The following is a 13,444-nucleotide window of genomic DNA, read 5'->3' as shown; positions in this document are numbered from 1 at the left end:
TGGATGCGTCCTCTCAGGAGACGGCGGGGGCGAGCCGCCAGCCACCGGCGCGTTCGCGCTCGCGCCAGAACGCGGCATACCGGCCGTCGGCGGCCAGCAGTTCGTCGTGACTGCCCTGCTCGGCGACGATGCCGCTGTCCAGCACGAGGATCTGGTCGGCGTTGCGGACCGTCTGCAGGCGGTGCGCGATGACCAGGAGCGTCTTGTTCGCGGTCAGTGCGGTCAGCGCTTCCTGGACCGCGGCCTCGTTGGCCGGGTCGAGCGCGGCCGTCGCCTCGTCGAGCAGCACGATCGGGGCGTCCTTGACGATGGCACGGGCGATGGCGATGCGCTGACGTTCCCCGCCGGACAGCCGGGCCCCGCCCTCACCTACCCGGGTCCGGTACCCGTCGGGCAGCCGTTCGACGATCTCGTTGACACGGGCCAGCCGCCCGGCGCGTTCGACATCATCGTCGGTGGCGTCGGGGCGACCGGTGCGGATGTTGTCGGCGATCGTGGCGTCGAACAGGTAGACGTCCTGGAACACCAGCGACAACTGGGCCATGAGCTGCTCGGTGGTCTGCTCGCGTACGTCGGTCCCGCCGACCCGTACGACGCCGGCATCGACGTCGAAGAACCGGGCGACGAGCCGGGTGATGGTGGTCTTGCCGGAGCCGGACGCACCGACCAGCGCGGTCATGCTGCGGGGCGGCACCCGCAGGCTCACGTCCGTCAGCACCTGCCGTCCGGCGGTGTATCCGAAGCTGACCCCGGCCAGTTCGATGCTGCCGTCGTCAGGATGACCGGCGGCGGGGCCGGCCGGTTCCGGCAGGGTCGCGGTACGGAGCAGTTCGTCGACGCGGGTGAGGGAGTTCCGGGCGATCCGCAACGCTCCGCCCAGGTCGGCTGCCGTCACCAGTGGCTCAGCGAACCGGATCACCAGGACGAGCAGTGCGATCAGTTCGGCCGCGTCGACATCACCGCCGACGGCGAGCGCGGCACCGACGACGAGGACGGCGGTGACCGCGACCTGCACGGTGAGTACGAACGCCGCCAGCCCCGGAACGGCACGGACGAGTTGCGCCCGTCCAGCGCGCGCCTGTTCCGCCAGGGACGCGTCGAGTTGGGCGAAGCCGTCGCGGGCGCGGCCGTGGGCCCGCAGCACCGCCTGGGTCTGGGCGTACTCGACGACCCGGGCGGCGGCCTCTGCCCCGGCCGCGTCGACGGCATGGTCGCTGGCGGCGACCAGGTTGCCGGTCCACCGGTAGACGAGAACCAGAACGGGGACGGTGAGCAGGGTGGCTGCCGCCAACCGCCAGTCGAACACGGCGAGTACGGCGACCACGGCGGCCGGGGTGACCACGGCGGAGACGACCGGCTGCAGCAGGTGCGCCGGAACCCCCATGATGTCGACGACGCCCTGGCTGGCCAGCCGGGCGACCCGGCCCACCTTCTCCCCGGTGAACCAACCCAGCGGCAGCGCGGCGAGGTGGTCGCCGGTGCGGTGGTGCACGGCCCGGGACAACGCCATGCCGACGCGGTAGCCGAGTTGCGCCTGCACGTAGTAGGCGGCCGCGGTGGCGGCCACCGTCACCGCCAGGACACCGAGCCACCGCCAGGCAGCCGTGGTGTCACCGGACAGCAGGGCCCGCAGTACCGGAACGAGCAGCGTGAACACCACTGCCTGCAGCAGGCTGTAGACGATCATCGCGGCCAGGTGTCGGCGGAGTGGACGGGCATAGTCGGGGCCGAGGACCCGGCTGAGCAGGCCGATCATCGCGTGACCTCCAGCGATTCGACGGTGGCGGTGTGCGGTGCCCACCGGCCGGTGCGTTCGTGGGCCTGCCACAGCTGGCTGTACCGGCCGCCGATGGCCACCAGGTCGGCGTGCCGGCCGCGTTCGACGACGCGGCCGGTGTCGAGCACGACGATCTGGTCGGCGTCGACGACAGTGGACAGCCGGTGCGCGATGACCAGCAGCGTCCGCCCGGCGATCAGCGTGGACAGCGCGTCCTGGATCGCGGCCTCGGATTCCGGGTCGGCGAACGCGGTGGCCTCGTCGAGCACCAGGATCGGCGCGTCGGCCAGGAGCGCCCGGGCGATCGACACGCGCTGTGCCTCGCCACCGGAGAGGTGCCCGTCGGCGCCGAGGACCGTGTCGTATCCGGCCGGCAGGGCGAGGATCCGGTCGTGGATCTGCGCGGCCCGCGCGGCGGCGTGAATCTGCTCGTCGGTGGCGTCCGGCCGGGCCAGCGCGATGTTGTCCCGCACGCTTGCGCGGACGAGCTGGACCTGCTGGAAGACGAACCCGACCCGCCGGTACAGCTCAGCGCCAGCGATCTGCCGCAGGTCGACGCCGCCGAGCGTGATCACCCCGGAGTCGACATCATGGAACCGCGGCAGCAGCGACGCCAGCGTCGACTTGCCCGAGCCGGAGGATCCGACCAGCGCGGTCACGGTACCGGGCTCCAGCACCAGATCGACATCGGCGAGTACCTCGGTGCGACCGTCGTAACTGAAGACGACCCGGTCGAAGACGACCCGGTTGCCATCGGGCGATCGGGTCGCCGTCGGCTCCGGTATAGACGGCGTGTCGAGCAGCGCGATCACCCGGCCGGCGGCCTGCCGGGCCAGTCGCAACTCGTTCGCACCGTAACCCAGGGTCAGCACGGGCGCGGTCAGGCCGAGACCGAGCAGTACGAACGGCAGCACCTCGGCGGGCCGCACCCAGCCGTTCGCGGTGAACCAGGTGCCCCAGCCGAGCACCACCAGCAGCATCACCGGCGGTGCGACCAACGCGCTGGCGACCGCCTCCGCCCGGACCATCCCGGTGGCCCAGGCGCCGAAGAAGTCCGCGAAGTCGTCGGTGGCCTGCCGGAACCTGCGGTGTGCCCGGCGGGCCTGCCCGAACGTCTTGATCACCGCGATGCCCTGTACGAACTCCACCACCGCTGTGTTGATCCGGGCCAGCGCGGCGGTGTACTGGGCCATCTTCTCCGGATAGCCGCGCATCATCACCGCGTACACCGCCACGAACAGCGGCACCGTGACCAGTGTCAGCAACGCCAGCCGCCAGTCGACCCACAGCAGGTAGCCGAGGGCCACCAGTGGGGTCACCACCGCCGCGGCCAGATCCGTCAGTGCGTGCCCGACCAGGTGGTGCATCGCGCCCACGTCGTCCTGCACTGCCTTCTTCACCTGCCCGGCCGACCGGTCGGTGAACCAGCCCAGCGGCACGGTCGCGAGGTGGGCGGCCATCCGCCGGCGTATCTGCAACTGCAACTGCACATCGGCGAAATGGGTGATCCCACCTGCGGCGGTGAGCGTCACGAACCGCACCATCAGCCCACCGGCCGCCCAGACCACGACCGCCCACACCCGACCCTCGTCGATGGGCCCGGCCGCCAGCAGAGTGCGGCCGATCTCGGCGACCGCGATGAACGGCACCAGCGACGCCACCGCCGAGACGACCTGTAGCAGCACCGCGAGGACCAGTTGGACCCGGATCGGGGCCAGCAGCGCCGCGAGTGCCTTCGGATCGGACGTCCTTGCCCGTTCGGCGGTGTCCGTGTCGTTCGTGCTCATGCCGACATCTCGGGCATGCCGACGCCCCGCGTCGGAAACGGGTCGGTGGGAAAGCTCGGAAAGGCCATGGTCTCACTCCGGATCACCACGTGCTGCGTACGGTGTAAACAGAGGATAGGCTTACCTAAAGAACTGCCGACGTCAAGGTCGCGCCCATGTCTGACCCAACAGTGACCGGACGACCGACCGGTCGGTCATCCGTTCGGATGGCCAGCGGGCAGTGCGCCCCGGATCAGCGCGGTGAGGCCCGCCGCGTAGGCCGCTTCCGCGTCGAACTCGACGAGCAGCGGCATGATCGACCGCATCCGTGGAAGCTCGTCCAGTGGCGCCCGGCGGACCAACTCGTCCCGGCGGGCCCGGGTGGCCGGGTCCTTCGGCGGATGGGCCGACGCCAGATGCCCCAGCGTGTACTGCCACAACGCCGCGTACACAGCTAATGCGTCACGGCCATGAATCCCCGCAGCGACCAGAGCCTCCAGTACCGCCTCGGTGAATCGCAACGCCTGCGGCGCGAAGAGTTCACCCTCCCGGAGCACATCGACCACCCATGGGAACCCACCGAGATACCCGTGCAAGGAGTCGAACAACGTGAACAACCGCCGGCCTGGCGGGCCGTCGACGACCGGCAGCGGCAATCCGGACGCCACATCGTCGAGAACCAGGATCAACAGCTCGCGCTTGTCCGACACGTGCCGGTACAACGCCATCGCCGAGCACCCCAGTTCTGCCGCCACTCTGCGCATCGACACCGCACCGACGCCCTCGCTCTGCGCGAGCCGTCTTCCTGCGCCGACGATTGTCGACCGATTCAGTTCCCTGTCGCCCATAGCCGCCGACGATGCCATGCCCTGACCCGTGCGCCGCCGCGAGGATCCGCATCGCTGGTTCCGCCTGAGCCTGCGTTCCATGTGCACCGGGCCGGACGGCCATCTGGGCTGCGAGGGGTCGTGGTGGCCGTCCGGGCAGCGTTGCGGTGGGACGCTGGTCCCGCTTCGGGTTCTGACTAGATCGTCTAGACAGGCCGGTAGTCGATGGGTTAGGTGAAGATGGGAGTCAGTCTCATGAATCCACCTGGCGGGGATTCCGGTGCCCACCGTGGGCCGAGCGGGGATCTCCAGCCGAGCGAGTGAAGGGCGACTGAGACGTGACTGACGTGACTGCTGTCCGGACAACAAGAAGGGCAGGCGTCCAGCGCGGTACGAGGCGACACCCATCGCCGCCATCGCTACCAGCGTCTGCGGATTCCTGCTGGCCCTGGTCGGTGGTTCGCCCGCGTACGCGGGTGTCTACGCGACGAACGACGTCGCCGCCGGCCACATCGACATCGTCAACATCGAGTGCCCATCCAGCCCGACACTCGCCCTGACGACGAAGATCGGTTCGGGTACGCCGATCAACCCGGTGGACATGCACAACTACGCGTTCGTCTATGACGACGTGAGCACCGCCGTGACCTGGGTGCCGACGACCGGGACCGCCGGCTGCTGGACGGTCGACATCGGCTCGGCCACACAGTCGTCAGCCCCCTGGGTCGGGTTCAACTTCGAAGGCTCCTGCCCTGGAAGTGGCGCGGCGTGGATGAGTGCCGCTGGCGCGAACCCGGGTGACGTCCGTCTGTTCAACTCGACGGGTTCGCAGGTGCTGGGCACCGGGTCGGGGACGTACCCCCTCGCCTCGGGGACGCACGCCCACTTCGAGTGGCGTTTCTACGCGCCGTCGAAGGCGACCACGCCGCAGACCTACAACCTGTACTTCGGATTCTCCGCCTCGGCACCGCTGTCCACCCAGAACTGGCTGGCTGCGAAGTTCGTGATCGTTCCCTGATCATCCTGGCCGGGGCGGCCGTGACGCGGCCGCCCCGGCCCCCTGAGTGGAACAGGATCGCCTGCCTCGAAGGGAAACCCGTGAAGCCTGCTGAACGGTATCGGCGCAAGCCGAGGCCGACGTACGTGGTCATGACGGTGGTCGCTGTCATAACCACACTGTTGTCCACTCCGGCGTCGGCCGCCGCGACGGTGCCGGAAGAGAGTTCCTCAGGCGAGTACGAGTTCACCTCGTATCCGGTCGAGGGCGGTGGGATGGTCATCGGTCTCGTTGACCATGGCGAGATCACCGAGGTCACGGGTGGTACTTGGGTTCCGGCTGCCGGCGCACGCGGCCTACCCGGTGCCCGACGCCGAGGCGTACGCCTGGCTGGGCGCGGCGGGATCGCCGGGCTACGCGACCGAGGGCTGGCTGACCGGGTCGTCGGCGGTCAAGCTGTCACTGTCCACCCGGGGAGTCGCGGGCTACGACTATCACGACGATCTACTCGCCGACGGCGGTCGTATCTCCTTTGCCTTTTCGCAGGTGAGCGGGCCGGGCGACGTCGCCTTCTATCAGCTTCCCGATCTACCGTTCCTGTCCCCGGAACCGAACGCGCCGGCCGGCGTCCGATTCGGCACCGGGGTCCAGCGCGACGGCACGCCGCAGGGGTCGACCCCAATCGAGCTGGCACCCCGTACGACGATCAACGACCGCTTCCGCTTCTCAGCGGTCGGGATGTACTGCCTGACGGTGACGACGAGCGCACCACTGTCGGATGGCGCGACCGCGAACGCCTCGGTGCGGCTGCGGGTGGCGGTCGGCGACGACATCGCGTCCGATGCCCACTGCGGTGACACCCCCGGCCACACCGACCCCGGTGACCCGACCGATCCGACCGATCCGACGGACCCGACGGACCCGGGAGACCCGTCAGTCGCCGACTGGCTCGTCCGGGCGGTCACATCGACGCGGTCGCGGCGCGGATCGACTCGGTCGACGGAGTGGACGCGCTGTCATTGCGGGCCAGGTACGACGTGCCCGGTGAATCCCGGACCGAGTGGATCGAGTACGACGATCTGGTCATCGCCGTGCCGAATTCCGTCAAACTGATAACCCCCATGGGGTACGCAGCCGGTGACGACTGGTCCTTCATCGTCCCGCCTGCCACGTCGTACTGGAACCTGCCGCTGGGCCGGTTGGCCGGGGCGCCGTGGGCCGGACTGAGTACCGAGTCACCGACGCTGGCCGGGTTGGGACAGGACAGGGTGTTGTGGCGGGTCGACGCCGTCACCGGGCCGGGCGACCAGCCCGCCCCCGGCGACGTCGTTCTATGGGAGGGGTACCCCCAGCGGGGCGGTTTCGGTATGGAACGCATCGATCTGCCGATGTTCAGCACGAAACTCGGCCTACCAGCGGCGCGGTGGGTCCCGCTGCACACCCACGCCCACTTCAACTGGTCGATCACCCGGCCCGGCGTCTACTGCGTCGCGATGACCATCGAAGCGCAAACCGGGGACGGGCGGCGCGTCTCCGACGCGGAGCAGCTCACCCTCGCGGTCGGGGACGGCACCGACGCGTCCACTGTCACACCGTGCGGACGGACACAGGACTACCCCGAGCGCGCCGCCGCTGCACCAGCACCGGACCCGGTGTCGGCGCCGTTCGTGCTCGGCGCGGCCGCGTCCTCCCTGGTGAGCACGATCTCCGACGGAGATCTGGATACCCAGCTCTCGGTCCTCGACCCGACGCTGGCCGCGCCTGGCGCACCCCACGACCCGGAAAGCGTGATCTTCCACCGCCTGGCGGCGTTGTTCCGGGCCGGCACCGGCAACGTGCCCGGCTTCGACACCGGCGTGTACGGCAACTCCATGCAGGTGATCCACTGGGACGCCACCGGGATCCGGCCCGAGCAACTCCACGGCGACCTGCGATGGTCGCTGCACTCGGTGGCCGGACCGGGTGACGTGGCGTTGTTCTATTGCCTTACCCAGAGCGGGCCGTTCGTGTTCAACACCGCGATCGGCCCGACCGAGCCCCACCGGCTGTGGACGGGTGCGGGCGGTGGCGACACGATCAGCGCCGTCCGGTGGTCCTTCAGCCGACCGGGGAAGTACTGCCTGACCCTGGAATGGGCGGCCGACCTGCCCGAAGGTCATGAGGCGGTGGACCGCAGGACGCTCACGTTCGTCGTTGACGGCCCGCTCGACCCCACGGTCCGGGCCAACCCTGACGGAACCTATCCGGGTGCCTTCTTCACCCACGACGCCGAGACGTTGACGAGGACCTGCGTGGACGGTGGACGACCGACGCGGCCGGAGGAGGTGCCCGTCCCCGGTGGCGAGCCCGACCCGGTTGACGATCCTTGGAACGTTCCGAACTGGTCCCGCACGGTATCCGGCGCGGTCATCCTCAACAGCGGACACGTCGACATCGCTTCGACGTTGGACGACGGCGGACTGCGTACCCGGGTGATGGACACTACGACCGAAGGCCTGTCCCACGCACCCGTCGGCGGCGGGGCGTACTGGCATGAGATGTCGGACGTCGTCTTCCAACTCCTTCCGGGGTCTGCGACGACCGTGCCGAGTGAGGCGTACTCCTTCATTGGACCGGTCGGGAGCCGGATCTGGAGCCTGTCGCAGACCGAACAACCAGGTCTGCTCTGGCCAGGGTGGTCTGCGCAGACCATCCAGCCGACCGAGCTGGCCGGCGGCGGGCTGAACTGGACACTCACCGCCGCCCGTGGGCCGGGTGACGTCTTCGTCCACCAGATCGGCCCGTCCGGCGCACCGGTGCACATCTTCGAGTCCGCCACCGGGCTGCCGGACACCACCAGGACCGACGCCGGCTCGCACGTGCACGCCAACTGGACGTTCACGGCGCCGGGCAGCTACTGCCTCGCGTTCGAACGCACCGGCAGCCGGGCCGACGGCGCACGGCTGTCGGACGCCTTCACCCTGGCGGTCGTCGTCGGCGAGGCCGACCCTAGCGGCGTCGACCCGCAGGGATGCGTGGACCTGCTACCCGGGGACGACCCGGACCCGGTCGACGATCCCTGGGACGTCCCGAACTGGTCCCGCACGGCATCCGGCGCGGTCATCCTCAACCGGGGATACGTGGACATCGCCTCGATGCTCGACGATGGCGGGCCGCGCACCATGGAGCGGGACCTGACGATCAAGGGGATTTTCCATTCTCCGGACAGCGACGGGGCTTTCTGGCATGAGCCTTCCGACGTGGTACTCCAACTCCTTCCGGAGTCGCAGACGGCAGCGCCAAGTGCGGATTACGGCTTCATCGGCCCGGTGAGCAGTCCCGTCTGGGGCCTGTCGCAGGCCGAACGACCCGGCCTGCTGTGGCTGAGCTGGTCTGCGCAGGCCATTCGTCCGGCCGACCTGGCCGGGGGCGGACTGTCCTGGTCGTTGACGGCCGTCGACGGACCCGGTGACGTGTTCGTCTACCAGACCGGGCCGTTCGGAGCGCCGGTACGCGTTTTCGGTTCCGCCACCGGGCTGCCGGATTCGACCCGGATCGGCGCGGGCACCTACGCGCACGGCAACTGGATGTTCACGGCGCAGGGCAGCTACTGCCTCGCGTTCGAACGCGCCGGCAGTCGGGCCGACGGCGTCCCGCTGTCGGACGCATTCACTCTGGCGGTCGTCGTCGGTGAGGCCGACCCGACCGGCGTCGACCCCGGCGACTGCGCCGGTTCGTGATGGCACCGTTGCGTTCCGACCGCTCTGGTCGGCAGTCGCGGAATGGAGAGTTCGTTGCTCGATCAGTACCAGGAACCTGGCGAATTCCTCGACCTGCTGAGCGTTGATGCCTGGCAGACGCTGCGGACACCGGTCCGGCAGGCGCTCGCCGGTGTCCGGTCCGACGCACCTGCTGTCGACCTGGGCGCGGGAAGCGGCCGCGGCGTCCAGGTTCCGGCCGAGACCGTACCGTCATGCGAGATCATCGCGATCGAGCCGTCGCCGGTGCAGCGCGCGGCTCTGTACTCCCGCATCGTCGACGCCCGGATCTCGCCGCCCGGACGACTGTCGTTGCCGCGACCGCCGAGCGGGCCACCCTGCCGAGAACGATCAGCGCGGCACTGGTGCTCAACATGATCGGCCACCCGCAGCCGGTCGACCGCCGCGCGCTCTGGCAGCGCCTGGCTGCCCGACTGCGTGCCGGTGCCCCGCTGGTGGTCAACCTGCAGCCGCCGGATGCGGCAGTGCCTGTCCCCGAGTTCGAGTTCACCACCGTGCGCGTTGGCCGGTTCCGATATCAGGGCAGTGGATCCGCCCGTCCAGCTGGACCTGACCAGGTCATCTGGCGAATGCGCTATCGGGTGCTGGACGATCAGGATCAGCCGGTCCGCGACGTTGCCGCCGAGTACGCCTGGCAGGTCCTGTCACAGGAGCAACTGATCGACGATCTGTCGGCGGCCGGGTTTGCCACCGAGATCGGACAGCTCGGGGTGGTTCGAGCCACGCGGTCCTGAGTAATGCCTGACTACGCTCGGGCGACCCGGATCCCGTCCCGTCCACCTGGTGGGCACTGGAATCGGCCGGTCGATGCGCGGCGGCCAAGTCACCGACGTCGGTGACTTGGCCGCCGCGCGCGGCGTCAGATCGCGGTGAAGGTGATGGTGGCGGAGTAGGTGCCGGGTGCCTGCGTGGTAGGTGCCTCGATACGCAGACCGGCGCCGAGTTCGCTCGTCCCACGCGCGCCGGCGGCACCGACCGCGAGCGGGCTGCTGTCGAGCAGCCCTTGGCCGGACGGGAAGCCGGGTGCTACAGACGCACCGGCGGTCACCGTAGCGGTGCCGGGTCGCGACACGATCCGCGGGGTCCAACCGAGGAACGCACCGGACAGGGTCTCCGTTCCGGAGGTGAAGTCACTCACCTGGCCGGAGGCGGTCCATCCGGGCGCGGCGGCGCGGGTGTCGGTGACCCGGACCGGCCGTAGCTGGCCGGTCGAGACCCAACGGTCGGCCGTAGCGCTGAGCGCGAACTCGCTCATGACCACCTGGTCGTCCGGGCCGACGCCGATCACCAGAGTGCCCTCGGGCACCGCTGCGATGATCTCCTGGCTGGCTGCACCGGGTTCGCCGCCTGGGTCGGGGACGGCAAGGACGACCGGTACCGACTCCGCGACGACAAGGTGGGCCTCATCGTACAACCGGGCGATGATCTCGATCCCGTCGTGTTCGGTGGTCGCGGTGAAGCGGTACGCCGCCGTGGCGGTGTCCGGCACAGCCGTCCACTGCGTGTCGGTGGAGGTCCGGGTGAACCACTGGTAGTGGTCGAACTCGGTCGCCGGCTCCTGCACCGCGGTCAACGTCACCATATCGCCGGGGCGGTAGCGGTCCGCAAGCCCTGCGACGCGAAGCTCGGTCAACGGCGGGCCGGTGTCCCGTACCTCCAATGTCGCCGGTTCTGACGGGCCGTACGCGAGCTGCCCGGTGGGCAGGACGACCGCGACGCTGAGCTCGCGCCCGTTGTCGGCTGCGGCGGTGGTGAAGGTGTACTCCTTGCCGGTCGCGCCGGGGATGGGCGTCGCTTCTGCGGCACCCGCCGGCTTGTCGAACCACTGGTAGCCGGTGAGAACCGTCTCGGGTGACACCTCGGCGGTCAGGCTGGCGACCTCGCCGACGCGGTACGCCGTGTCGCCGGCGACGTTGACCTGCTGGCTAGGTGGGGCACCGTGGTCGTCGACGTGGATCGTCACGGGCTCAGCGGTCATCGGCTCCGCTCCGCCGCCGAAGGTCAGGGTCGCCCGGACCTGTACCCCGTCGAGCGCCTGCTCGGCGACGATGGAGTGGGTCAACCCGGAGGTTGCGGGTACGGCAAGCCACTGGTCGCTGCCGGGCCACGCCCACTGCCAGTTGACTGTGTCGTCCTCGGCCAGCGGCGGGTCGGCGATCAGCTGGAGGTTGATCGGGCCGCCCTGGTGGTAGTGACCGCTGAGGCCGTTGAAGAAGAACAGCTGGGTGGACGGGTCGGCGTCCGACACGTTGAGCTTGCTGGCCTGCTGACCGGTGTACGTCTCAAACGTCCCGAAATCCCAGACCGCAGCCAGCGTCAAGCGGTGGTTGTCGTGGTCGAGGGTGATCGGCAGTTCCAGCGACTTCGCTGCGGCGTCCGTTCCTTCCTGGACGACAGTGCTCTCATGGGTCTCGAGGTCGAGCAGGATCCAGCGGTAGATCAGACCGTCCTTCTCGGGGTACACCGTGGCGGTCGCCCGCAGGGTCTGGCCGACCCGGTAGACGCCCTGGATACCTTCGACCAGTACCTCCCGCCTGCGGATGTCGACCGGAAACGGTGTGGACTGGGTGACGGCCACGCCGTCACGGACGACCTGTACCGCCCATTCGCCGCTGTCGTCGTAGTACGCCGGCAGCACCCGCAGGGTGGTGGCGTCAACCTGGGTGGCGTTGGGCACCGGGAACCATGGGGAGCCCCACCGCTGCACGAGGCGTAGGCTCTCGCCATCGGCGAGCGCCTGGCCGGTCGTCTCGATGACGACCTCGTCGCCGAGGTACGCCGGGCCGCTCGGGACGAAGCCTGCGGCCAGCGGTTCGCCGGTGACGTCGACCGTGATCGGCACCCAGTCGGAGCTGGCGGTGTAGATGCCGTCAGCGCGGATGCGTACCCGTAGTTCGTACCCGTCGTACCCCGCGTCGACCTGCTGCTCGACGACCCCCTGTGCGGCTTCGCCGCCGGTGCCGTTGAAGGACCAGGCGCTGCTGGTCGAACCGATCGGGCGGATGCTCCATCGGAACTGCTCGCCCTCGGCGAGAGTGGCCCCGACCACGTGCGCCCGGAGCGTGTCGCCGGGTTGGTACGACTCGGCGATACCCTCGATGCCAAACTCGCCGCCGGACTCGTCGGTGACCGTCACGGTGATCGGCGTGGACGTCGACGTGCCGGCGACGTTGCCGACCGCCGGCACGAACGAGGCGGTGAGGGAGTGTGTGCCGAGCGCCAGATCCGTCACCGCCAGGGTGGCCTGTCCGGCCTCGACGGCGGTGTGCCCGAGCACCGTGCCGTCGCTGCGGAACTCCAGGTAGCCGTCGAGGTCCGCAGGCGTCACTGTGCCGGTCAGGGTGACGGGGTCGCCGATCGCGAGTTCGGTGGCCGACGCCTCGACCGTGGTGGTGGTGGCGACGGCGCTGGGCAGGCCGCCGACCACAAAGGTGTAGGTGGCGGTGTCGGTCATCGGTGCGTCGTCGACGGTGACGGTGGCGGTGACGGTGAGCCGGTAGGTCCCCGGAGCCGTGAACGCCCAGTTGGCGTGCATGTGGGTACGGCCTACGGTGAACTCCTTGTGATCCTCGTCGGAGGACCACAGCCGGGTCGGGGTACCGAACGATCCCGTCCTGAACAGTTCGAGATCGCCGGGGCCGGTGAAGCCGCTCAGCGTGAACTTCGTCTGGTCGCCGTCGATCGCGCCCGACGGCACCGACTCGGTCGAGAAACCGGGCCACAGCTGGCCGCCGCCGGGGTTGGACTCGGGGGCGATCCACACGTCGGTGCCTGCAGCGGCGATGAACTCGAAGCCGGTGGGCAACGTCTGCGCCGAGTCGTCGTCGATGTGGAACCAGACCTCGTCGGGGGCGAAGCGGGTCCCGTTGCCCTCCGGCACGTCTGCCCTGGTGCCCAGGACCAGGGCGTCGTCGTCGAGGAACGTCGAGACGGCGTCGGTGTGGATGTCCTGGAGCACGCGGTACTCGTGCGGCTCGGGTGCCGGGCCGGCGGTCGCCGATGCCTGGTTCGTAGGTAGTAGGAACGCGGCTGCAGTGGCGGCTACCGCCGTGGCGACGGCGCCGGCTGTCAGCCGGTTGGGTAGGCGGCGTGGACGGAAGGGTAAGTGTGTCGCGGTCATGATCAGTTCCTCCTCCAGCCGCAGACCGTAGCAAATGAAAACCGTTCTCGATAGGAGCTGGAGGGGCAGGTCACTGTGCGGGTCTGGCGGGTCGGTGGTTCAGCCGGGCGACGACCGGCGTGCTGGGTGCCTGCGGATCGGGGTCGTGTCCGCCGGTTCCGGCGACCGCCCGGCGTTGTTAGAATGAGAATCATTTTCT

General features: G+C 69.5%; 9 protein-coding genes. 4 read left to right on the top strand and 5 right to left on the bottom strand.

Translation table 11 applies throughout. The features are described 5' to 3' along the window. Positions 1–13 precede the first annotated feature (13 nt). The 4 genes from O7610_RS08370 to O7610_RS08355 all read right to left on the bottom strand — a co-directional run bounded on the left by O7610_RS08370 (position 14) and on the right by O7610_RS08355 (position 4,973). Positions 14–1,756: an ABC transporter ATP-binding protein gene (locus O7610_RS08370; protein ID WP_289212991.1), complete on the bottom strand. Its 1,743-nt coding sequence runs from the start codon at positions 1,754–1,756 to the stop codon at positions 14–16. Continuing rightward, the gene (locus tag O7610_RS08365) at positions 1,753–3,564 is read right to left on the bottom strand and encodes an ABC transporter ATP-binding protein (protein WP_289212990.1); all 1,812 of its coding nucleotides are present in this window, start codon (positions 3,562–3,564) and stop codon (positions 1,753–1,755) included. Before O7610_RS08365 ends, O7610_RS08370 begins: the two co-directional genes overlap by 4 nt. A gap of 194 nt (positions 3,565–3,758) precedes the next feature. Further along, the gene (locus O7610_RS08360) at positions 3,759–4,391 is read right to left on the bottom strand and encodes a TetR/AcrR family transcriptional regulator (RefSeq protein ID WP_289212989.1); all 633 of its coding nucleotides are present in this window, start codon (positions 4,389–4,391) and stop codon (positions 3,759–3,761) included. 459 nt (positions 4,392–4,850) lie between these two features. Next, positions 4,851–4,973: a hypothetical protein gene (locus tag O7610_RS08355; RefSeq protein ID WP_289212988.1), complete on the bottom strand. Its 123-nt coding sequence runs from the start codon at positions 4,971–4,973 to the stop codon at positions 4,851–4,853. Between O7610_RS08355 and O7610_RS08350 the strand changes: the two genes are divergently transcribed. The 4 genes from O7610_RS08350 (at position 4,966) to O7610_RS08335 (ending at position 9,859) form a co-directional block, all read left to right on the top strand. Next, positions 4,966–5,388, top strand: coding sequence for a hypothetical protein (locus O7610_RS08350; RefSeq protein WP_289212987.1), 423 nt, complete (start codon positions 4,966–4,968; stop codon positions 5,386–5,388). The genes O7610_RS08355 and O7610_RS08350 overlap by 8 nt on opposite strands. 300 nt (positions 5,389–5,688) lie before the next feature. Then, positions 5,689–6,480, top strand: coding sequence for a hypothetical protein (locus tag O7610_RS08345; protein ID WP_289212986.1), 792 nt, complete (start codon positions 5,689–5,691; stop codon positions 6,478–6,480). Next, the gene (locus tag O7610_RS08340; RefSeq protein WP_289212985.1) at positions 6,372–9,086 is read left to right on the top strand and encodes a choice-of-anchor M domain-containing protein; all 2,715 of its coding nucleotides are present in this window, start codon (positions 6,372–6,374) and stop codon (positions 9,084–9,086) included. Before O7610_RS08345 ends, O7610_RS08340 begins: the two co-directional genes overlap by 109 nt. Positions 9,087–9,319: 233 nt before the next feature. Continuing rightward, a complete protein-coding gene (locus O7610_RS08335) occupies positions 9,320–9,859 on the top strand; it encodes a hypothetical protein (protein ID WP_289212984.1) in 540 nt (179 codons plus the stop codon). Between the two features lie 125 nt (positions 9,860–9,984). On the opposite strand, the gene O7610_RS08330 is transcribed toward O7610_RS08335, so the two are convergent. Further along, positions 9,985–13,083 (bottom strand): choice-of-anchor M domain-containing protein, encoded by a 3,099-nt coding sequence (locus O7610_RS08330; protein ID WP_281555151.1) that lies wholly within the window; start codon positions 13,081–13,083, stop codon positions 9,985–9,987. Positions 13,084–13,444 lie beyond the last annotated feature (361 nt).

Source organism: Solwaraspora sp. WMMA2065, assembly GCF_030345075.1.
In the GTDB taxonomy this organism is placed as follows: domain Bacteria; phylum Actinomycetota; class Actinomycetes; order Mycobacteriales; family Micromonosporaceae; genus Micromonospora_E.
Note: the sequence above shows the minus strand (reverse complement) of the source record. Positions and strands in the feature narration are given on the sequence as shown.

Excerpts from the sequence above, each read along its gene's own strand:
- O7610_RS08370 (WP_289212991.1), bottom strand. The coding sequence starts at position 1,756 with ATGATCGGCCTGCTCAGCCGGGTCCTCGGCCCCGACTATGCCCGTCCA.
- O7610_RS08365 (WP_289212990.1), bottom strand. The coding sequence starts at position 3,564 with ATGAGCACGAACGACACGGACACCGCCGAACGGGCAAGGACGTCCGAT.
- O7610_RS08360 (WP_289212989.1), bottom strand. The coding sequence starts at position 4,391 with ATGGGCGACAGGGAACTGAATCGGTCGACAATCGTCGGCGCAGGAAGA.
- O7610_RS08355 (WP_289212988.1), bottom strand. The coding sequence starts at position 4,973 with ATGTCCACCGGGTTGATCGGCGTACCCGAACCGATCTTCGTCGTCAGG.
- O7610_RS08335 (WP_289212984.1), top strand. The coding sequence starts at position 9,320 with ATGCGAGATCATCGCGATCGAGCCGTCGCCGGTGCAGCGCGCGGCTCT.